This window comes from Bradyrhizobium sp. UFLA05-89, assembly GCF_059803475.1.
In genome coordinates, this window is sequence record NZ_JBANBA010000038.1 from 1 (window position 1) to 19215 (window position 19215).

23 protein-coding genes and 1 pseudogene are annotated in these 19215 nt (G+C 64.6%); 14 read left to right on the top strand and 10 right to left on the bottom strand.

Features of this window, described 5'->3' with window-relative positions:
- Positions 1-261: 261 nt before the first annotated feature.
- Positions 262-1635, bottom strand: coding sequence for a PleD family two-component system response regulator (locus SO139_RS20720; RefSeq protein ID WP_449379986.1), 1374 nt, complete (start codon positions 1633-1635; stop codon positions 262-264).
- 12 nt (positions 1636-1647) lie between these two features.
- Positions 1648-2013 (bottom strand): response regulator, encoded by a 366-nt coding sequence (locus SO139_RS20725; protein ID WP_027523000.1) that lies wholly within the window; start codon positions 2011-2013, stop codon positions 1648-1650.
- A gap of 231 nt (positions 2014-2244) precedes the next feature.
- Here SO139_RS20725 and SO139_RS20730 point away from each other — a divergent pair, with 231 nt between their 5' ends.
- Both SO139_RS20730 and SO139_RS20735 read left to right on the top strand, forming a co-directional pair.
- On the top strand, positions 2245-2556 hold the full coding sequence (locus tag SO139_RS20730; protein ID WP_449379985.1) for a DUF3572 domain-containing protein: 312 nt from the start codon (positions 2245-2247) through the stop codon (positions 2554-2556).
- On the top strand, positions 2553-3845 hold the full coding sequence (locus SO139_RS20735) for a DNA polymerase IV (RefSeq protein WP_449379984.1): 1293 nt from the start codon (positions 2553-2555) through the stop codon (positions 3843-3845). The genes SO139_RS20730 and SO139_RS20735 overlap by 4 nt, the downstream gene beginning before the upstream one ends.
- A 124-nt stretch (positions 3846-3969) precedes the next feature.
- Here the strand turns inward: SO139_RS20735 and SO139_RS20740 are convergent, their stop codons facing one another.
- Together SO139_RS20740 and SO139_RS20745 are read right to left on the bottom strand one after the other, a co-directional pair.
- Positions 3970-4371, bottom strand: a complete 402-nt coding sequence (locus SO139_RS20740) for a RidA family protein (RefSeq protein ID WP_449379983.1) — start codon at positions 4369-4371, stop codon at positions 3970-3972.
- A gap of 250 nt (positions 4372-4621) precedes the next feature.
- Entirely contained in the window at positions 4622-5470 is an 849-nt protein-coding gene (locus tag SO139_RS20745) for a cell envelope integrity EipB family protein (protein WP_449379982.1), read from the bottom strand.
- Here SO139_RS20745 and SO139_RS20750 point away from each other — a divergent pair.
- The 5 genes from SO139_RS20750 (at position 5469) to SO139_RS20770 (ending at position 8843) form a co-directional block, all read left to right on the top strand.
- Complete coding sequence (locus SO139_RS20750; protein ID WP_449379981.1) at positions 5469-5678, top strand: hypothetical protein; 210 nt, start codon at positions 5469-5471, stop codon at positions 5676-5678. The genes SO139_RS20745 and SO139_RS20750 overlap by 2 nt on opposite strands.
- Positions 5679-5716: 38 nt before the next feature.
- Positions 5717-6184, top strand: a complete 468-nt coding sequence (locus SO139_RS20755; protein WP_449379980.1) for a RidA family protein — start codon at positions 5717-5719, stop codon at positions 6182-6184.
- A 16-nt stretch (positions 6185-6200) separates the two neighbouring features.
- The gene (locus SO139_RS20760; protein ID WP_449379979.1) at positions 6201-6947 is read left to right on the top strand and encodes a glycerophosphodiester phosphodiesterase; all 747 of its coding nucleotides are present in this window, start codon (positions 6201-6203) and stop codon (positions 6945-6947) included.
- 178 nt (positions 6948-7125) lie between these two features.
- Positions 7126-8367 carry a GNAT family N-acetyltransferase gene (locus SO139_RS20765; RefSeq protein ID WP_449379978.1) on the top strand — a complete coding sequence of 414 codons (1242 nt, stop codon included), beginning with the start codon at positions 7126-7128 and terminating at the stop codon, positions 8365-8367.
- A 50-nt stretch (positions 8368-8417) separates the two neighbouring features.
- Positions 8418-8843: an HIT family protein gene (locus tag SO139_RS20770; protein WP_449379977.1), complete on the top strand. Its 426-nt coding sequence runs from the start codon at positions 8418-8420 to the stop codon at positions 8841-8843.
- 34 nt (positions 8844-8877) lie between these two features.
- Here the strand turns inward: SO139_RS20770 and tsaA are convergent, their stop codons facing one another.
- The 4 genes from tsaA to SO139_RS20790 all read right to left on the bottom strand — a co-directional run bounded on the left by tsaA (position 8878) and on the right by SO139_RS20790 (position 11734).
- Entirely contained in the window at positions 8878-9369 is a 492-nt protein-coding gene (tsaA, locus tag SO139_RS20775) for a tRNA (N6-threonylcarbamoyladenosine(37)-N6)-methyltransferase TrmO (RefSeq protein ID WP_449379976.1), read from the bottom strand.
- A gap of 178 nt (positions 9370-9547) precedes the next feature.
- On the bottom strand, positions 9548-9892 hold the full coding sequence (locus SO139_RS20780) for an AzlD domain-containing protein (RefSeq protein WP_449379975.1): 345 nt from the start codon (positions 9890-9892) through the stop codon (positions 9548-9550).
- On the bottom strand, positions 9889-10629 hold the full coding sequence (locus tag SO139_RS20785; protein WP_449379974.1) for an AzlC family ABC transporter permease: 741 nt from the start codon (positions 10627-10629) through the stop codon (positions 9889-9891). Before SO139_RS20785 ends, SO139_RS20780 begins: the two co-directional genes overlap by 4 nt.
- 133 nt (positions 10630-10762) lie before the next feature.
- Positions 10763-11734, bottom strand: a complete 972-nt coding sequence (locus tag SO139_RS20790) for a transglycosylase SLT domain-containing protein (RefSeq protein WP_449379973.1) — start codon at positions 11732-11734, stop codon at positions 10763-10765.
- Between the two features lie 141 nt (positions 11735-11875).
- On the opposite strand from SO139_RS20790, the gene SO139_RS20795 reads away from it, so the two are divergent.
- Positions 11876-12523 (top strand): HAD family hydrolase, encoded by a 648-nt coding sequence (locus tag SO139_RS20795; RefSeq protein WP_449379972.1) that lies wholly within the window; start codon positions 11876-11878, stop codon positions 12521-12523.
- 31 nt (positions 12524-12554) lie between these two features.
- On the opposite strand, the pseudogene SO139_RS20800 reads toward SO139_RS20795, so the two are convergent.
- Positions 12555-13572, bottom strand: a pseudogene (locus tag SO139_RS20800) (carbon-nitrogen hydrolase family protein).
- A 174-nt stretch (positions 13573-13746) separates the two neighbouring features.
- On the opposite strand from SO139_RS20800, the gene SO139_RS20805 reads away from it, so the two are divergent.
- From SO139_RS20805 to SO139_RS20820, 4 genes are all read left to right on the top strand, one after another.
- Positions 13747-14700, top strand: a complete 954-nt coding sequence (locus tag SO139_RS20805; RefSeq protein WP_449379970.1) for an AraC-like ligand-binding domain-containing protein — start codon at positions 13747-13749, stop codon at positions 14698-14700.
- Between the two features lie 15 nt (positions 14701-14715).
- The gene (locus SO139_RS20810) at positions 14716-15867 is read left to right on the top strand and encodes a transporter substrate-binding domain-containing protein (RefSeq protein WP_449379969.1); all 1152 of its coding nucleotides are present in this window, start codon (positions 14716-14718) and stop codon (positions 15865-15867) included.
- Positions 15868-16062: 195 nt separating this feature from the next.
- A complete protein-coding gene (locus tag SO139_RS20815) occupies positions 16063-16296 on the top strand; it encodes a hypothetical protein (RefSeq protein WP_449379968.1) in 234 nt (77 codons plus the stop codon).
- Between the two features lie 107 nt (positions 16297-16403).
- Positions 16404-16565 (top strand): hypothetical protein, encoded by a 162-nt coding sequence (locus tag SO139_RS20820; protein WP_449379967.1) that lies wholly within the window; start codon positions 16404-16406, stop codon positions 16563-16565.
- 18 nt (positions 16566-16583) lie between these two features.
- On the opposite strand, the gene SO139_RS20825 is transcribed toward SO139_RS20820, so the two are convergent.
- Entirely contained in the window at positions 16584-17471 is an 888-nt protein-coding gene (locus tag SO139_RS20825) for a helix-turn-helix transcriptional regulator (protein WP_449379966.1), read from the bottom strand.
- A gap of 180 nt (positions 17472-17651) precedes the next feature.
- Here SO139_RS20825 and SO139_RS20830 point away from each other — a divergent pair, with 180 nt between their 5' ends.
- Both SO139_RS20830 and SO139_RS20835 read left to right on the top strand, forming a co-directional pair.
- Positions 17652-18563, top strand: coding sequence for a DMT family transporter (locus SO139_RS20830; RefSeq protein WP_498540535.1), 912 nt, complete (start codon positions 17652-17654; stop codon positions 18561-18563).
- A gap of 168 nt (positions 18564-18731) precedes the next feature.
- The gene (locus tag SO139_RS20835) at positions 18732-19187 is read left to right on the top strand and encodes a PEGA domain-containing protein (protein WP_449379964.1); all 456 of its coding nucleotides are present in this window, start codon (positions 18732-18734) and stop codon (positions 19185-19187) included.
- Positions 19188-19215 lie beyond the last annotated feature (28 nt).

A 19215-nucleotide genomic window follows, 5' to 3' on the forward strand; every position in this document is an offset into this window, starting at 1 on the left:
CCTTGACGCCCGCCGCACCACAGGCGGCCAGCCGTCTTGAGGTCAGGACCAGCAGACGTCCGCCTCCTTCGAACAAGCAGATGATCTGAAATGATCTAACAACCACTCATCCTTGACCAAGCCCATACAAGTATTCCAGAGACGGTTGTTGGATACTGATAGGCTGCGGCGTACTGGATTCCCCGCTTTCGCGGGGAATGACGGCGGAGTGGACGGCAAGAACAACGCGCCCCTCACCCGCCCTGAATCACGCCTTCAGCCTCACGCCGCCTGGGCCACCACGCGATTGCGGCCGTCGTGCTTGGCGCGATAGAGCGCGGTGTCGGCGCGCTTGAGCACATCGGCCACTGCTTCGCCCTTCGTCTCCAGCGTGGTGAGGCCGATCGAGATCGTGACCTCGATGCGCTTGGTGCCCTTGTGGACGGAGAATGACTCGCCCGCGATCGAGCGGCGCAGGCGCTCGGCGACCATGCCGGCAACGTGCAGGTCGGTCTCCGGCATCACGATGACGAACTCCTCGCCGCCATAGCGGCAGGCGAGATCGATGCCGCGAATTGATTTGCGCACGCGCACCGCGAATTCGCGCAAGACGTCGTCGCCGGCATCATGGCCGTAATTGTCATTGATCGACTTGAAATAGTCGATGTCCAGAATCATCAGCGCCAGCGGCTTGCCGCGTGTCGAGGCCTGTTCGGCGAGCGTTGCCAGATGGCTTTCCATGTAGCGGCGATTGTGCAGGCCGGTGAGCGCGTCGGTGATCGCCATCTCGATCGAGTTCTGCACGTTGTCGCGCAGATGATCGGTGTAGCGGCGACGGCGGATCTGCGTGCGCGCACGCGCGAGCAGCTCGTTCTTGTCGACGGGGCGGAGGAGATAGTCGTTGACGCCGATCTCGAGCCCGCGAAGCAGCCGCGTGCCGCTATCGGCGTCGGCAATGGCGAGGATCGGCACGTGGCGGGTGCGCTCCAGCGAGCGCGCCTGGCTGCATAGCCGAAGCCCATCGAAATTGTTGAGGTCGAGCGAGACGATCAGCAGGTCATAATTGCCCTCGGCGGCGTGGAACAGCGCCTCCGTCGGGTTGGGCTCGACGTCGACGGTGTGCTCGGCGGCGAGCAGGCTCGCCAGCCGTTCATAGGAGGACTGGCGGTCGTCGACCAGGAGGATGCGACCGCCCTTGCCGGTGTCGGCCACCGCGCTGCGCTCCGGCGCTTGCACGCCGATCTCGAGCGAGGTGATGGCGCGCATGCGCAATTCGTCCGTCATCATCTTCAGCCGCGTCAGCGAGCGCACGCGCGCGATCAGCACGACGTCGGAGACGGGCTTGGTGAGAAAGTCATCGGCGCCGGCTTCCAGCCCGCGCACGCGATCAGCGGGGCTGTCGAGCGCGGTCACCATCACGACGGGAATGTGATGTGTCTGCGGATCGGTCTTCAGCCGGCGGCAGACCTCGAACCCGTCGATGTCGGGCATCATGACGTCGAGCAGGATGATGTCGCACTCGGCTCTCCGGCAGATCGCCAGCGCCTCGGCGCCGTTCGAGGCCGTCATCACGTCGAAATATTCGGCCGAGAGTCTGGCTTCCAGCAACTTGACGTTGGCAGGGACGTCGTCGACGACGAGGATACGCGCGGACACCTGACTCACTCCCTACCCGATAAAACGCCGGACCGTCTCGATGAATTTGCCGACCGAGATCGGCTTGGAAAGATACGCCTCGCAGCCGCCCTCGCGTATGCGCTCTTCGTCACCCTTCATCGCGAACGCGGTCACCGCGACGACGGGAATGTTGCGCAGCTCCGGATCATCCTTGATCCAGCGCGTCACCTCGAGCCCCGACACCTGCGGCAGCTGAATATCCATCAGCACGAGATCGGGACGCATCTTGCGAACGAGATCGAGCGCCTCGTAGCCGTTGCTGGTGCCCGACGTTTGATAGCCGTGCGCCTCCAACAGGTCGCGAAAGAGCTTCATGTTGAGCTCGTTGTCCTCCACGATCAGGACGGTCTTAGCCATCCCGTCCCTCCCAATTGTCAGGAGACCTGTTCGACATCTGACGCCTCAGGCGCCTTCCGCGGGCGCTTCGAAAACTGGATTCAAACTAGCCTCAGATTCGCTCTAGTTTCGTTAAACCCGGGGGCCAACTTTCCGCGATGTGGTTTCCAGTTGCTTGTCTGGGCTTACTAGACTCGGGCATGATGATTCCAAATTAGAGCCCGAAAGTTAACGGAAAGGCAAATCGTCCGCTTGAAAAAGCCTGTTCAAAACCCCCGCGAAGTAGCTGAAATCGTTGCGATTCAAGCCTTATCCTTCGTCGCCGGCGATCCCGAGCGGCTGGGCCTGTTTCTGGCCGAGACAGGCATCGGGCCGGAGACGCTGCGGAACGCGGCCTCCGACCCCAATTTCCTGATCAGCGTGCTCGATTTCGTGCTGCGCGATGACGCGACCGTGAAGGCCTTTGCGGGCGCCTCGGAGCTCCATCCGACCAACATTGCCGCGGCCCGGCAAGTCCTTGGAGATGCGCTGGGTGACCCGCATTGGGAGCGTGACGTGCCGTGACCACTCCTGAGGCGGCCGGGCCCCGCTGCTTCTGCCGGGATTGTCTGGCCGACCAGGGCGTGACCGCACGGCGCTGTTCCGCCTGCGGTTCCCCGCGCCTCGCCCGCCACCGCGCGCTCGCCGCGCTGACCATCGCCCATATCGACTGCGACGCGTTCTACGCGACGGTCGAGAAGCGCGACAATCCCGACATCGCCGACAAGCCCGTGATCATCGGCGGGGGAAAACGCGGCGTAGTGTCGGCCGCCTGCTACATCGCGCGCACTTTTGGCGTGCGCTCGGCCATGCCGATGTTCAAAGCGCTGGAAGCCTGCCCGCACGCGACGGTGATCCGGCCGGACATGGCCAAATACGTCCGCGTCGGCCGCGAGGTGCGCCACGCCATGCAGGCGCTGACGCCACTGGTCGAACCACTCTCGATCGACGAGGCATTTCTCGATCTCTCCGGCACCGAGCGCGTTCACGGCATGATCCCGGCCAAGGTGCTGGCGCGCTTTGCCCGCGACGTCGAACGTGACATCGGCATCACCGTGTCGGTCGGGCTCTCCTGCAACAAGTTTCTGGCCAAGATCGCCTCCGACCTCGACAAGCCGCGCGGCTTTGCGACCCTCGACCAGGAGGAAGCGCGCGTGATGCTGGCCGACAAGCCGGTCGGCTTCATCTTCGGTGTGGGACCGGCGACGCAAGAGCGGCTGGTGCAGCGCGGCTTCCGCATCATCGCGGACCTGCAGAAGGCCGACGAGATCGAGCTGATGCGGCAGTTTCCGAGCGATGGCCGCAGGCTCTGGCGGCTCGCGCGCGGCATCGACGATCGCCGCGTCGAGCCCGATCGCGGCGCCAAGACGATTTCCAGCGAGACTACATTCGAGAGCGACATCCGCGACTTCGCGACGCTCGAGAAGATCCTGTGGCGGCTCTGCGAGAAGACCTCGTCACGGCTCAAGAGCAGCGAGCTTGCAGGCTCGACCATCACGTTGAAGCTGAAGACCGCCGACTTCCGCCAGCGCACCCGCTCACAGTCGATCAACGCGCCGACGCAGCTTGCCGCAAAGATATTTTCGATCTGCCGCGAGATGCTGGCCAAGGAGATCGACGGCACCGCCTTCCGCCTCATGGGCGCCGGCGTCAGCGCACTCCGCACGGGCTCGGCCGCCGACGATACCGACATGCTCGACCGGCGCGCCGCCCACGCCGAACGCGCCATCGACGGCTTGCGCAAGAAGTTCGGCAGCGCCGCCGTGATCCGCGGGATTGCCTATGACGGGCCGGAGAAGGCCGAGCAGGAGTGAGGGACAGCATGTCCCTGCCCACATACCGGCGTCATGCCCCGGCTCGACCGGGCATCCAGTACGCCGCGGCTTCTCGATTGATCACGACCGCCTCTGAGCGCGTGCGCCAATCTACGATCGCGCCTCAATCCGCGACCGCCACCGCCTCGATCTCGATCAGCCATTCCGGCGCCGCGAGCGCCGTGACACCGACGAGCGTGCTCGCCGGCGGGTCCATGCCTTCGAAGAAGGCGGAGCGCGCCTTGCCGATGATCGGACGGAGTTCAGGTTTGTAGCCGACCACGAAGGTCGTGATCTTCACGATGTTGGCGTAGGTCGCACCCGTAGCCTTGAGCGCGAGACCAAGATTCTGCATCACCTGCGTCGTCTGCGCTGCAAGATTGCCTTCGCCGACCACCCGTCCCTCCTCGTCCACGGAGACCTGCCCCGAGATGTAGATCGTGCGCGCGCCGGAGGCCGTGACGACGTGGGAATAGGCCGGGTTGTGGTGCAGGCCGCTCGGGCGGAGATGGTCGATTTTCGGCATGTGTGCCTCCCTGATGTTTGTGATTGGGAGGGAGCGTAGCGGGGGACAGAGCTCAAAGCCAGACCGTCATTGCGAACACAGCAAAGCGACGAAGTGCCGGACCCTCAGCCTGAGGAGCGCGCTCTTCGCGCGCGTCTCGAAGGGCGAGGCCACCAGCGGGGCCTTCATCCTTCGAGACGCGCGTTCCGCGCTCCTCAGGATGAGGAATTAAGGTTGGACTATCTCGCGCCCCCCGGAATGATGACGCTTGTCAATTACACGGCTTCGTATCCTTGACGTCGAACTTGCCGAGTGCGCCCGAGATGACGAAATCGTTGTAGTCGAGCACCAGCGCGCGGGAGACACCGTTTTCGTAGAGCTCGAACGACATCGCGTAGACGGGGGTCTGCTCCCCCTCTTTCTGCTGGGCTTCGCGATCGAAATAGCTGACCGTGACCGGCCAGCGCGTCAGCGACTTCATGTGCTCGTCCGCTGTCGACGGATCGGGCGAGGACGCCGCGCGGTCGGCCGGGATCGGCTGCCCGATCACGGTCAGCGTGTTGTAGACCTTCTCGCCATTGTCGGAGCCGTCATAGACGGAAAGCTCGAGCAGCGACTTGCCCTCCTTGGCGGCGGCAATGATGCGCTGGATCTGCTCGGTCGGAAACACCGTCCTGCCGTCGAGCGTGAAAGTCTTCGGCGCCGGCAGCTTCAATTTGACGTTGATGTGGTCGCCATCGCGCTCGGCCGATCCATCGACCTGGCTCGAGTCGACGTCGTTCATTCGCGTCTCGATCTTGAAGCGATAGCTTTTGCCGGCCGCGTCCTCCCAGGAATTGGAGCGGAGGTCGCTGAGCGTGACCTTGCCCTCACCGCTGTCGAGCTCGGAGACCTGGCGGAATTCCGACGTGTAGCCCTCGCAGGAATTGCCGGCGAAATTGTAGAGGATGCGCCCGCGCGCGCTGTTGATCGAACTCGAACGCGACTTGACCAGGCTTAAATCGTACAGGGCCTGATGCGAGAGGAACGGACCATTCGCGGCCTCAGCCCTGCCAGAAACGCCAACAGCCACAACCGCGAGCGCCATGACACCGAGCGACGTCCGGAAAAGGTGCACCATGAATATTCCTTGGGAAATCGAGATTCGTCATTTTAATGACCGGCGCATTGCGTCGCAACTGCGGCCGCTTCACGGAAAGTTGCGCTTTTTCCCAGAAAATCGCAGCCTTGCCTCGGAAACATGCAACCCTGCCGGGCGTCCGGGCCATCGCCTCGCCGCCTTGCATGTCACCGCGCAATCGGCGAAACAGGCGCGCCGGCCGGCTTGAGGCCGGGCAGAATTTCCAGATGACATCGAGGTCGGAACATGGCGGGCACGGTCGAGCAGAAACTGGCGGAACAGGGCATCAAGCTGCACGAGGCCCCCACTCCCGTGGCCAATTACGTGCCGTTCGTGCGGACCGGCAACCTCCTCTTCGTTTCGGGCCAGCTCTGCTTCGATCCCACCGGCACGCTGATCGCCAAGGGCAAGCTGGGCGCCGGCGTCTCCATCGAAGAGGGTGCAGCGGCGGCGCGCGGCTGCGCCATCAACTTGCTGGCGCAGGTCAAGGCGGCGCTCGGCGATCTCGACAAGGTCGTGCGCGTCGTGCGGCTCGGCGGCTTCATCAACTCGGCGCCGGATTTCGTCGACGGGCCGAAGGTGCTGAACGGCGCCTCCGACCTGATGGTCGCTGCCTTCGGCGACAAGGGCCGCCATGCCCGCACCACCGTCGGCGTCGCCTCGCTGCCGGCGGACGCGGCGGTCGAGGTCGAAGGCCTGTTCGAGGTCGCCTGATCCGGGAGCAACAGACGTGCGTGCTCCGGATTGGCTGACGGCGCGGCCGGTCGCGCACCGCGGCCTGCATGACATCTCACGTGGTATCGTCGAGAACATGCCGGGCGCCGTGCAGGCTGCGATCGCGGGCAATTTCGCCATCGAGGTCGACATCCAGCTCTCCGCCGATGGCGAGGCCATGGTGCATCACGACCATGCGCTCGGCCGCCTGACCGAGGACGAGGGCGAGCTGATCAAGAAGACCGCGGCCGAGCTCAGGGCTGTCAAGTTCAAGGACACGCCCGAGCGGATGATGTCGTTGTCCGACCTCTGCGCCATGGTCGCCGGTCGGGTTCCGCTGGTGATCGAGGTGAAGAGCCATTTTGGCGGCGACCGCAAGCTCGTGAAGCGGATGGCGGAGGTGCTGGCCTCCTATGACGGCCCCGCCGTCGGCATGTCCTTCGATCCCGACCAGGTGCTGGCGCTGCGGGAGCTGTTGCCGTCACGCCCGCGCGGTATCGTGGCGCAGCGGACCTATGAGGACGAGTACTGGGCAAAGCTCACGCAGGCACAGCGCGACGGCATGCTGTACTTGCGCCACGGCGTTCAGACCCAGCCGCATTTCGTCGCCTTCAAGGTCGATCATCTGCCGGCGCCGGCGCCATGGATCGCGCGCAACGTGTTCGGCTGCGCGCTGCTCGGCTGGACCGTGCGCACGCCGGAACAGCGGGCGCAGGCCGGACAATATGCAGACCAGATGATCTTTGAGGGGTTCGTGCCGTAGGGAGTCTGCCTTCCCAACGTCGTCCTGGCGAAAGCCACAACCTCACCCTGGATCCTGGCTTTCGCCAGGACGACACGTGGATGGACCTGAGCATTCATCCCCCGGTGTGAGTTCCTGCCCCCTTGAAGTCGCTGCTGCAATGCACGATCTTCGGCTAGTGGGTTCTTCAAGACACGCGATGGCATCATCCGAAATCACGCTCGAGGCCGTGCCTTCCATTGGCGACGTTTCCGCTGAGGGTTGGGACGCCTGCGCCAATCCTGCTCGTGTCTGCAACGGCAAGGACGCGGGAACTTCATCCGGGCTGGCCGGCGCCTCCATCGCGCTCTCAAAACCGGCCTATAACCCCTTCGTCTCCCATGCCTTTTTGTCAGCAGCGGAGAATTCGGGTTCAGCAACTGCGCGGACCGGCTGGGGAGCACGGCATCTCGTTGCCAAGCTCAACGGCCGCGTCGCAGGCGTTGTGCCCTGCTATCTGAAATCGCATTCGCAGGGCGAGTACGTTTTCGACCGCGGCTGGGCCGACGCCTATCAGCGCGCTGGCGGGCGCTACTATCCCAAGCTGCAGGTCTCGGTTCCCTTCACACCGGCAACCGGCCCGCGCCTTCTGATCCGCGACGGGGTTGATCGCGAGCGCATTGCCTCCGCGCTGGCGAGCGGGCTGATCGCGTTGTGTGGGGTGAGCAAGGCCTCCTCGGTCCACGTCACCTTCGCGCGCGAGGCCGAATGGAAGCTGCTCGCCGAGCACGGCTTCCTGCAACGGACCGACCAGCAGTTCCACTGGCACAACGATGGCTTCGCGACCTTCGACGACTTCCTCGCCACCCTGAATTCGCGCCACCGCAAATCGATCAAGCGCGAGCGGCGCGATGCGCTTGCCGCCGGCATCAGCATCCACTGGCTCACCGGAAGCGACATCACCGAGGAGGCCTGGGACGCGTTCTTCGAGTTCTACATGGAGACGGGCTCGCGCAAATGGGGCCGCCCGTATCTGACGCGCGAATTCTTCTCGCTGATCGGCGAGACCATGAGCAACGACGTGCTGTTGGTGATGGCCCGCCGCAATCACCGCTGGATTGCGGGCGCCATCAACTTCATCGGCTCGGACACGCTGTTCGGCCGCAACTGGGGCGCGGTCGAGCATCATCCGTTCCTGCATTTCGAGGTCTGCTACTACCAGGCCATCGACTTTGCGATCAAACACGGCTTGACGCATGTCGAGGCCGGCGCGCAAGGCGAGCACAAGATCGCGCGCGGGTATCTGCCGCGAACGACGCATTCGGCGCATTTCATCGCCGATCCAGGCCTGCGCCGGGCCATCGACGATTACCTCAAGCGCGAGCGCGCCTATGTCGCGGAAGCCGGCCGCGAGCTCGCCGATCTGGGCCCGTTCCGCAAGGGCGCCGAAGAGGCGCCTTGACGGCTTCTTCGAGGTGATGACAGTAAGGCCGCAACTTCAGGAGCTGCCGCATGACCGCCTACGATCCCAACAATATCTTCGCAAAGATCCTGCGCGGCGAATTCCCCTGCTACAAGGTCTACGAGGACGAGCACGTGCTCGCGTTCCTCGACATCATGCCGCGCTCGCCCGGCCATACGCTCGTCATCCCGAAAGCCCCGGCCCGCAATATCCTCGACATCAAGCCCGACGACTACGCCCATGTCGCGCGCGGCGCGCACAGGATCGCTGCCGCCGCGATGAAGGCGTTCGATGCCGACGGCATCACCGTGCAGCAGTTCAACGAGCCCGCCGGCGGCCAGGTCGTGTTTCACCTGCACATGCACGTGATGCCGCGCCACGACGGCGTCGCACTGCTGCCGCCGGCGAGCCGCAAGGAAGACGGCAAGGTGCTGGAAGAGCATACGGCGAAGCTGATCGCGGCGTTGAAGGGCTAGGTCCTTCCCCTCGGCAACGACGACGGTGAGACCGTCACTCCGTCTCGAAATCCCCGGCCTGCGGCGCGGCAAGCGGCGTGAACTCGCAGCGGTCCGGCTTGATGTCGATCAGCGGCGTGTTGTCGATGCAGTCGAGGCCGCGCACCAGGATGGTGTTGCCCTCGATGCCGACCAGCTTGACGATCGAGGTGCCTATCGGATTGGGCCGCACCGGCGAACGCAGCGAAAACGTGCCGCGGGTCTTTTCGTTGTTCTTCGGGCTCTGCAGGATGATGTCGCGACGCGACCGGTCGAGCCAGTAGAGCACTTCGAGATTGCTGTAGAAATCGACGCCCTTGATCGCCGGCACGAAGGGCTCAAAAATCTCCAGCCGGCACACGGGGCCGTCATGCCGCCCCTGCCGCGGCGTCTCCAGCCGCGAGGTCCAGGGCGTGCGGATCCGGCCGATGAAGACCAGGCCGGCGTCCTGCGTCGCCGGCAGCTCGATCGCGACCTCGCCTTCGCGGAGCTCATTTTCGCGAACCATTTTTCTGTTCCTTGCTGTTCGAGCAGAGTCTAACCGATCAGCGCGCTGCGGCAAACACGGCTCTCTCCCCTCATCCTGAGGAGCGCGGAACGCGCGTCTCGAAGGATGAAGGCCACCAGCCGGGGCTGCATGGTTCGAGACGGCCGCTCCGCGGCCTCCTCACCATGAGGAGCAGCAGCTACCCCAGCCACCACCTGCCGGCCAGCATGAACAGCTCGCCGGTGACGACGCCGGCAAAGATCGAGCGGCGTGTCAGCATGAAGACGATGAAGCCCGCAACCACCGCGCCATAGCGTAGCACGTCCGGCACGCTGGCGAGCGCGCCCGGCGGCTGGACCACGATCTGGGCGATGACGCCGGCCAGGATCGCGGTCGCCACCGCCCTCACCCAGACCAGAAGCTCCGAGCCCTCGTCGATGCCGCCGCCGAACCACAGGCCCAGCATGCGCCATATCTGGTTGGGAATAACGCCGGCCACGAACAGCACGGCAAGCGCATGCCAATCGCCGATGAAGGCACTCATGTGCGCGCCTCCCGCCAAAGATGAACGCCATAGGCGATGGTGCCCGCCACGACACCGCTGACGAGGATGTCGAGGCCGCTGTTCATCTTCGCGGCCAGCGGATAGAGCACGAGCCCGAGCACCAGCGCGACGACGTCGGCGATCTCGCGGCTGTTGCGCGCGGTCGAGAACAGGAACGACAACGGCGTGAGCAGCAGGATCGCCGCGCCCAGCGTCTGCGTGAGGTTGGCGGCGAGGAAATAGCCGACCGTATTGGCAGTCAGGCACACCGAGACCAGGCCGCAGCCGAGCCCGTGGACGAAGGCAATGCGTCGCTCGCGCGGCACCTGCGGCAGGAAGCGATGGCATTCGACCCACAGTGTCACGGCGGTGAGATGCGCCGCGAAGATCATTTCGCGCCGTTTTGTCGTCGGCGTGCGCATCAGCGGCAGGACCGACACCACCATCGGAAACAGCCGGATGGCGCTGACCGTGACGGCGATCGCCGACTGGATGATGGTCGCCCCGGAGCCAAGCGTGGTGATCAGGATGATCTGCGCCGGCCCCGCCCAGACGAACAGCGTCGAGGCCAGCGCCCACGCCAGGCTGAAATGCGTGTCGTGGGCGAGCGCCCCGATGCCGAGATAGGTCACGAACAGCACGACGGTGAGGATGGTCTGCGTGATCGAGCGCAGCCCCCACGCAAAAGCGCGGAAGGCACTGTGCCATTCAGGTGAATCGAGCGGAGGAAGCGCCACGGAGAGACTTGGTCGGGAGAGGAATCGTGCCTGCATAACGGGCAATACGAAGCGTCACGTCAAGGAACCAGGCGGCGGGGCTGGCATGCACGCGCACCAACCGCCCGTCATTCCGAGCGCGACCCGGAAGCCCCTACCCCGTAACGCCCCTGTTCTTCAGCACGAAGCAGGCACCGCCGGCTCTACGGATGCGGTTGCAGAGATCATCCGCCTCTGGCCGCGTATCGGCACCGATGCGCACCTGATAGAAGGTGTGGGTGCCGCGGCTGCGCATCACCGAGGAAAGCAAGCTCGGGTCGCGATCGCCGACCACCGAGCTCAGGCGCGTGACCGCGCGGGAATACATCGCGAGCGCCTTGTTGCGGTCGAAGCCGGCGGCGAGCTGCACGCCCCAGATCTTCGCGGCGGCAAGCTCGACGTGCTGCTCGAGCCCGGCGACGAACGGGTTGGGCGCGCGCTTGAGCAGCGCCATCAGTTCGCGGCAGCTCGTCGGCGGTGAGCTTTGCAGCGTCTTGCCGCCGCGCCCGGCCGCCTTCCAGTCCTCGACTGTCGAGCCGGTGATGGCGACGACGTAGTTGCGCGTCTGCTCGGGCATGCCGCCGGTGCCGGCGAGCCACTCCAGCACGCGGCGGGGACCGGCATTGTAGGCGGCCGCCGCAAGCCCGAGATTGCCGAACTGGCTGCGCAGCTCGTTCAGGAATTCCGCCGATTTCGGCAGCGCCTGCACCGGATTGAAGGGATCAAGCAGCCCGCGCTCGCTCGCGGTGCCCGGCATGAACTGCGCGATGCCCTGCGCGCGCTCACCGCTGCGCGTCACCGGGCCGACCGCGTCGCTCTGGAACCGGCTCTCCTGCCAGATCACGCGGGCAAAGAATTCGAGCGGCAGGCTGGCATCGCGCGCCGCCGCCTCGATGATCAGGCAGATCGATTCCCGCGTGTCGCTCTCGCGCGCCGCCTCCGCGGGCTTTGCCGGCGGCATCGCGAGCTCCTCGACGCTCGGCACGGCGACGTCAGTCTTCGCTGGCGAATTGTCCCAGGCCGCCGCCGGCGCAACCAAGAACAGCGAGGCGGCGGCCTGGCAGAGCGCATATCGGGCTCGTGTCATTGGCAGGTACCGGCGATATCGGGCAGATCGGCTTGAACTCCAAGGCCCTTGAACTTCAAGGCACTTGAACTCCAAGGCACTTGAACTCCAAGGCCAAGCCAACTAGCAACTGGCGGCATAATCAACGCAGGCCGGGGCGGAATGGCAACAATCTATTTTGATCTCGACGGCACGCTGACCGATCCGAAGCCGGGGATCACCCGCTCGATCCAGTATGCGCTGGAACGGCTCGGACAGCACGTCCCGAGCGAAGACGATTTGACCTGGTGCATCGGGCCGCCGCTGCATGCGAGCCTCAAGAAGCTCACCGGAACCGACGAGCTCGCCGACCGGGCGCTGCTGCTCTATCGCGAGCGCTTTGCCGATATCGGTCTGTTCGAGAACGAGGCGTATTCCGGGATCGAGGAGACCCTGTCCGCGCTCTCTGCGACGGGTGCGCGCATGTTCGTGGCGACCAGCAAGCCGGCGGTGTACGCGACCCGGATCGTCGATCATTTCGGCCTCAAGCGTTATTTCGAGCAGGTGTTCGGATCCGAGCTCGACGGCACGCGCGTCGACAAGGGCGACCTCCTGGCTTACGCGCTCGACACCGCCAGGGTCGATCCGCAAACGGCTGTCATGATCGGCGACCGCAGCCACGACGTGGTCGGCGCCCGGAGGAACGGCATGACGTCCATCGGCGTGCTCTATGGCTATGGCAGCGAGGCTGAGCTCAGGGAGGCCGGGGCGCATCATATCTGCGCCGCGCATCCCGAGCTGCTCGCCCATTGCGCGACGCGCGCCGCGTGAACGTCAGGCACTGACGATCGCGATCCGCCGGTCAGCTCGCTGCCGCCGCGATATCCGCAGGCTCGACGCTGTCGACCGGCAGCGCGAACTGCTCGACCCGCTTATACGGCCTCTTGTTGAGCAAGAGCCGCGTCACGTCGGGCCGCGAATAGTGCCCGGCCGGATCGGCGGCGTTCTTGGCGACGCCGATGGCGCCGAGATCGATCTCTGCGACCAGAAGCCCTTCCTGATCCGGCGCCAGCTTGTCGCCGATCTGGCTGCCGTCGGGGCCGTAGATCGCGGCAAAGCCGCCACCGGCATGCAACAGCGCATGCTTGTCCGGCCGGTCGCAGAGCTCATCGATCATCGCCTGAGAGACGGTCGCGCAAGGCGCAAGCACGAAGCACGAGCCCTCCACCGCATAGACGCGCGACGCGGCGTTGTTCACCTCTGCTCCCAAGGCGGGCGCGAAAGGATCATAGAGCGAGAAGCTCGGCCAGGACGCCACATGCACCTGCTCGTTCTGGGCGTACATCGCGTATTTCGACAGCGGCTGGAGATGCTCCCAGCAGCACAGCGCGCCGAGCCGTCCGATGTCGGAGCGGTCGTGGACGGCAAGATCGCTGCCGTCGCCTTCGCCATAGACGGTGCGCTCGGCGTGGGTCGGCCTCAGCTTGCGACGCTTTGCAATGGTCTCGCCATCAGGTTCCGATCAGCCATTGCGCGATGTAGAGGCTGCCGCCGTCGCGCTCGGAGAGCCCGATGACCGCGGTCAGGCCGGCTCTGCGCACGGCCTGCCGCAGCTTTTCGGCCTGCGGGCTGTCGTAGGCGAGCGAATTGTCGAAATAGCGCTGCACGAAGCCGCGGCCGATCGACCAGGCCGGCGAGTCCAGCCAGATATGCCAGGGGTATCCGGGGATGAACACCTCCGGGAAAGCGATTAGCTTCGCACCCTTTCCTGCGGCCTCCTCGATCAGCGCGATCGACTTGTCGACCGACGCATCAAGGTCGAGCCAGGCCGGCGCCGCCTGCACCACCGCGACCCTGTATTTCGGATGTTCGATGCCCATTCCCGCCTCCATGCTCCCTGGGACAGGGCCGCTTTCCAGTTGATCGAAGGCCCAAGTCCGATGCAATCTTCCGACGCAGTCTATTGAGCCACGGCCGGACGACGCCTGCTCGACCGCCATGGCATGAAAATTCGACCGGGACGACGGCGTGGTATGTGAAAGGAAGGCCTGCCGATGACCATCCAGTTCACGACGGACGGCAGCCCCGGCCACCGGCGCCTGGCGCTCTGGCAGGACATCGTCTGCGACGTCTTCGTCGAGCTCGACTGCAAGTCGGATCTCGGCAGCGCCTTCCGCGGCTCGGTGACACAAGCCTCCCTTGGGCGCGCGGTCTGTTCGGATGTCTGCTCGGACCGTCAGCACGTCTTCCGCACGCCGTCACGGATCGCCCGCTCGGATCTCGACTTCGTCCTGATCGCGCTGGGCAATCAGGGCGTCGGCGGCGTGGTGCAGGATGGCCGCGAGACCGTGATCCATCCCGGCGAATTCGCCCTCTACGACACCACACGGCCCTATGAGCTGAAGTTCGATCACGCCTTCACGCAGACCATCTTCAAGGTGCCACGCGAAATGCTACAGCGGCGCCTCGGAGCCACCGAGGCTCTAACGGCGATATCGTTCGGCGACGCACCGCTGCAAATGCTCGCTTACGATTTCATCTTCAAGCTTTGCCACACCGCCGATCAGATTGATCCGCAGCATGCCGTCGCGCTCTCCGAGCAGGCGGTCGATCTCGTCGCCATGGCGCTGAGCGAACGGCTCGGCAAGACGTCACTGCCCTCCTCGACGCATCGCTCGGCCCTACTCTACCGGCTGAAGATGCATATCCGCAGTCATCTCGCCGAGCCCGATCTGTCGTTGTCGGATACCGCAGCCGCGCTGGGCATCTCGCCGCGCTATGTCAACGATCTCCTCAGCCGGGAGCACACCTCATTCCAGCGCTATGTGCTCGCAGAGCGGCTTGCCCAATGCAGGCGCGATCTCGCCTCGCCCGCGCTCGCAGGCCGTCAGGTCGGCGAGATTGCGTTCGCCTGGGGCTTCAACGACCTTTCGCATTTCGGTCGCGTCTTTCGCGAGCATTTCGGAATGTCGCCGCGCGACTTCCGGCAGAGCCAATTGCCGCACTAGACTGGAAATGATTTGATGCTTTGCGCCAATCTTGCGGTCCGTTTTCGCACAAGGACCGTCCGGCTGATCCTGACGCTCGTGCGCAGCGCTGCGCTGGCGTTGGCACTTTTTGTCTGCACCTCCGGCTCCATGGCCCAGGAGGGGACCACCAAGCTGGAGACCACCAAGCTCCGGGTCGCGACTCGAATAGTGCCTCCCTTGGTCATCGAGAAGAACGGCACCCTGAGCGGCTTCAGCGTTGAGCTCTGGAACGGCATTGCGGAGCGGCTGCATCGCGAGACCGAGTACGTCATCACGCCCGACGTCGCTGAGTTGCTTGCGGCCGTGGAAAGCGGGCGGGCAGATCTCGGAATCGCAGCCATCTCGATCACATCCGAGCGGGAGAACAGGTTCGACTTCTCCCAACCGATCCTGAATTCGGGACTGCAGATCCTGGTGCGCGGTACCGCCGCCAATGTCGAGCCGAATCCGCTGCTCGAGTTCGTGGAGCTCTTCTTCTCCCGCACTCTCCTGATCTGGCTTGGCATTGCGCTGCTCCTGATCCTCATTCCGGCGCATCTGATTTTCCTGGTGGAGCGACATCATCATAACGGAATCATCCCAACCAGCCGGTATTTTCCGGGAATCTTCCATGCGATGTTTTGGGCTGCAGGCACGCTGGCGACCCAGGCGGATCAAATGCCCCGGCACTGGATCGCTCGCATCGTCGCCGTGTTGTGGATGTTCACGGGCGTGGTCTTCGTAGCCTTCTATACGGCGCAACTGACGGCATCGCTGACGGTCCAGCAGATCAGGGGACCGATCAACAGTCCGCAGGATCTCGTCGGCAAGCGCGTCGGCACGACACGGGGAAGCACGGCCACACTCTATCTGAACGAGGTCAAGGCCGAGGTCCGCGAATTCGATAAAGTCGATGACCTCTACAAGGCCCTGCTGGACCAGGAGGTCGACGCGGTCGTCTTCGATTCACCTGCGCTGCTTTATTACACAACCCACGACGGCAGAGGATTGGCACGGACCGTCGGCAGTGTCTTCCATCGGGAAGACTACGGCATCGTCTTTCCGACCGGCAGCCCGCTGCGCAAGCACGTGAACGAAGCGCTTCTCGCACTGCGCGAGAGCGACGCGTATCAGCGGATTCACGAGGAATGGTTCGGCAAGCGCTAGGCCGATCCGACGCGCTCGGAGGAGCCACCACAGATCCCCGCCGTTTTCGACGCCTCGCGGACCGACGCAATTTATCCAATACGAGCGTCGCGCGCGATGCCGCCGATGTGACCGATCGTGAAGCCGCGGGAGATTGCGGCGCCGCGAGGCGAGCCTCACCTATGCTTGGTGGCAGGTTCCATCGGGGAGAACGCAATGCGTCCCATCTTGCTTTTGAGCCTTCTGATCGCGTTGTCGAGTGCTGCCAACGCCGCGCCGGTGCATCACACGCACCGGCACTATGCCGTTGACCCTGCCGCTCGCGTGTTCAGGGATCCCATGTCGAGCTATGGCTATGCGCCGCCTCGGGCGCCGGCCCCCTATCTGTACGCGCCGAGCTATCAACCCGATGCGACGTATGACAGCCCCTACAAGAATTGGGGCGGCTAGCTGATATCGCGTGCAGCCGGTCGTTTCGCACGGTTGCGCGTCACGCATTGACGTGCGTCAAGCCGAGGTTTCCCGAACGTGCCATGGTGCACGCGCGAGGATCATCGATGCGCCGATTTGCCATGAAGGCACTGTTCACCGCCCTCCGGCTCAACCGAGAGGACAGGACGCGGATCGATTGGGATCGCAATGTCCTGATCTTCTCGACGGCGGTCACTGCGGGTCTGATCACGCTCTACGTCTTCGGCAAGGCGACGGCGCGCTGGTAGCAGCCTCTCCACTTCGGCTCAACCTTTCAGCATGCGCGTGTATTGGCGCGGCGTCATGCCACTCAAGGCACGGAAGCGCTGCGTGAAGTGACTCTGGCTGCTGAACCCGCAGGCGAGCGCGACCTCGGCAAGTGGAATATCGACTGTCGCCAACAGTTGCTTCGCGCGCTCGATACGACGGCGTAAAACAAAGCCGTGCGGGGTTTCACCCGTGGCACGCTTGAACATGCGCGCGAAATAATACGGGCTGAGCTCGGCGACCCCAGCAAGATCCTCGATGCCGAGTGGCCGGTCGAGATGGGTTTCGACAAAGTCGGTGATGCGTCGCAGTCGCGCCGGCGGGATACCGCCACGCGTCCGCAGCGCTGCCGGACCACGCGTGGTGAGGCGCGCGACCACATAGGCAAGGAGCGTCTGCGCGGCATGGCCAAGCGTCACCCGCTCCGCCGGCTCATCCCAGGCAAGAGGCAGCATGGCCTGGCGTATCAACGTCTCGATGTGGGGATCGCGAAAATACGTCTCATCGCGCAGGTCGATGGCGGCAGGATCGGCGTGAAGCGCCTCCACGGCGGCGCGCTCGAAGGCCGCGCGCGCGACATAAAGGTGGAACATGGCGATGGGACCGCTGACGTCCCAATCGCTGGTGAGACCGCGCGGCATGGTGCAGAGGCTGCCGGCGCCGTGACTGCCGATGCGCTCCCCGTCGCGACGACGATAGATGCCTTCGCCGCCACGCAGATAAAGGCTAATCGTGTGATGGTTGGGCGCGGCGTAGCGCGTGAAGGCCGTCTCGTCGCGCTCCCACAATGCCACCGCCAGGCCGCCGCCGAGCGCGACGGCGCTCCGCAACGACACATGGGCACCCTTGAGGCAGTCGAAGACGGTGAATCCCTGGAGACCGGACATCGCTAGCCGTATGGCGGTTGAAGACGCGTCCGATTAGAGCAAAAGAGCCATCGCGCCACAACGTCAGGCGCCTCGGACGCCGCGCTTTTGGAGCAAGATCCTGACAAGAACAGGCAGCGTTGCGACAGACAAGCTAGCAAGAGCCGGACTAGGGATCGCGGACTCCAACGATCGAGTGCCATGACCGCTCTGCTCTTCATCACCGTCGTCCTTGCCTGGGGCTTCACCTGGTTCGCGATCAAGCTGCAGCTCGGGATCGTCGCTCCGGAAATCTCGATCCTTTGGCGTTTCGCTCTCGCGACGGCCTTGATGTGGGCTGGCCTTGCGGCAACAGGGCGGTTGCAGCGCGTCGACTTGCAGCAGCATGGCTGGTTCGCGGCCATGGGCATCTGCCTCTTCTGCGTCAACTATATCCTCACCTATGCCGCGATCGGCCATGTCGCGAGCGGCGTCGCCTCCGTCATCTTCACGACGGTCACGATATTCAATCCGCTCAACCAATGGCTCTTCCGGGGCGAGCGCCCGAGCCGGCGCATCCTCAGCGCCGGTTTGCTGGGAATGGTCGGCATCATCCTCCTTTTCGGCGAGGCGTTCGCGGGCGTTGCGGTCGATGCCGGCACGGCGCTCGGCGTTGCGCTGCAGCTCGCCGCGGCGCTTGTCTTCTCGCTCGGCAATTTCGCCTCCTTGCGTGCCACGGCGAACGGGACGAACCTTCCCAACGCCGTCGCCCGGGCCATGACGTGGGGCACGGTCTTCCTCGCTCTCTTCTGTCTGGCACAAGGCGCGACCTTCGTGATCGACCCCTCGCCCACCTACCTCCTCAGCCTGCTCTATCTCGCGGTGATCGGCACGATCGCGGCGTTTCTCGCCTATCTCTCGCTGGTGGCGCGGTTGGGTGCCGATCGCGCCGCTTATGTGACGGTGCTCTACCCCGTGGTCGCGCTCGCCGTCTCCAGCGCCTTCGAGGCCTACCCCTGGTCGCCCTGGTCGATCACCGGATTGGCACTCGTTGGCCTCGGCAATGTCGTCCTCTTCGTGCGCCTGCCGCCGAGCCGAGCCGCGACTTTGGAGCGAGCCGCGACGCGGGCTTGATGTCCTGCTGCGCCCGGGGGACGGCTACGGCAGCATTCGCCGCTTCATCCCACCCTGCCCGCGCGTCCGCCGCACAACCTGTGCGTGGCTTAACCATTTGGCATGCCTGCCACTTGCCCTCGCGCACTGGTTGCGCTTGATTTGCGGCGGGGATTTTAGGGGCATTTCATGCGAATATTTGGAATTGTGGCGCTCGGCGTCATGCTGGGCGGCTGCGCGTCGGTCACGCGCGGCACGACGGAAAACATCGCCATTTCATCAACACCATCCGGCGCCGAGGCGGTTGTTTCGGGACTTGACGTGCCGACCACCTGCACCACGCCATGCTCGGTCGTTGCCAAGCGCAACGCCGATATTTCCATCACCTTCCAGAAGCCGGGTTACGAGTCACAGGTGGTCCAGCTGCAACGCGACATCCCGGGCACCGGAGCCGCCGGCTTTGCCGGCAATCTGCTGCTGGGAGGTGTCGTGGGCATGGGCGTCGACGCGGTAACGGGCGCGGCAACCGACCACAAGCCCAATCCAGTCATCGTCACGATGCAGCCTTCGGCTCCGCCGCCGCGCGCGCCGGCGCCGGCTGCGAGAAAGCCGCGTCCGCCGAAGGCGCCCGAAGCCGGCACCTAAGCCTGCTCCGCAGATCGACAAAAAAGGC

Bases quoted from the DNA above. Each gene is read 5' to 3' on its own strand.
- SO139_RS20795 (WP_449379972.1), top strand. From the start codon at position 11,876: ATGGCAACAATCTATTTTGATCTCGACGGCACGCTGACCGATCCGAAG.
- SO139_RS20830 (WP_498540535.1), top strand. From the start codon at position 17,652: ATGACCGCTCTGCTCTTCATCACCGTCGTCCTTGCCTGGGGCTTCACC.
- SO139_RS20765 (WP_449379978.1), top strand. From the start codon at position 7,126: ATGGCATCATCCGAAATCACGCTCGAGGCCGTGCCTTCCATTGGCGAC.
- SO139_RS20740 (WP_449379983.1), bottom strand. From the start codon at position 4,371: ATGCCGAAAATCGACCATCTCCGCCCGAGCGGCCTGCACCACAACCCG.
- SO139_RS20805 (WP_449379970.1), top strand. From the start codon at position 13,747: ATGACCATCCAGTTCACGACGGACGGCAGCCCCGGCCACCGGCGCCTG.
- SO139_RS20725 (WP_027523000.1), bottom strand. From the start codon at position 2,013: ATGGCTAAGACCGTCCTGATCGTGGAGGACAACGAGCTCAACATGAAG.
- tsaA (WP_449379976.1), bottom strand. From the start codon at position 9,369: ATGGTTCGCGAAAATGAGCTCCGCGAAGGCGAGGTCGCGATCGAGCTG.
- SO139_RS20815 (WP_449379968.1), top strand. From the start codon at position 16,063: ATGCGTCCCATCTTGCTTTTGAGCCTTCTGATCGCGTTGTCGAGTGCT.
- SO139_RS20820 (WP_449379967.1), top strand. From the start codon at position 16,404: ATGCGCCGATTTGCCATGAAGGCACTGTTCACCGCCCTCCGGCTCAAC.
- SO139_RS20825 (WP_449379966.1), bottom strand. From the start codon at position 17,471: ATGTCCGGTCTCCAGGGATTCACCGTCTTCGACTGCCTCAAGGGTGCC.
- SO139_RS20755 (WP_449379980.1), top strand. From the start codon at position 5,717: ATGGCGGGCACGGTCGAGCAGAAACTGGCGGAACAGGGCATCAAGCTG.
- SO139_RS20810 (WP_449379969.1), top strand. From the start codon at position 14,716: ATGCTTTGCGCCAATCTTGCGGTCCGTTTTCGCACAAGGACCGTCCGG.
- SO139_RS20745 (WP_449379982.1), bottom strand. From the start codon at position 5,470: ATGGTGCACCTTTTCCGGACGTCGCTCGGTGTCATGGCGCTCGCGGTT.
- SO139_RS20790 (WP_449379973.1), bottom strand. From the start codon at position 11,734: ATGACACGAGCCCGATATGCGCTCTGCCAGGCCGCCGCCTCGCTGTTC.
- SO139_RS20780 (WP_449379975.1), bottom strand. From the start codon at position 9,892: ATGAGTGCCTTCATCGGCGATTGGCATGCGCTTGCCGTGCTGTTCGTG.
- SO139_RS20770 (WP_449379977.1), top strand. From the start codon at position 8,418: ATGACCGCCTACGATCCCAACAATATCTTCGCAAAGATCCTGCGCGGC.
- SO139_RS20750 (WP_449379981.1), top strand. From the start codon at position 5,469: ATGAATATTCCTTGGGAAATCGAGATTCGTCATTTTAATGACCGGCGC.
- SO139_RS20835 (WP_449379964.1), top strand. From the start codon at position 18,732: ATGCGAATATTTGGAATTGTGGCGCTCGGCGTCATGCTGGGCGGCTGC.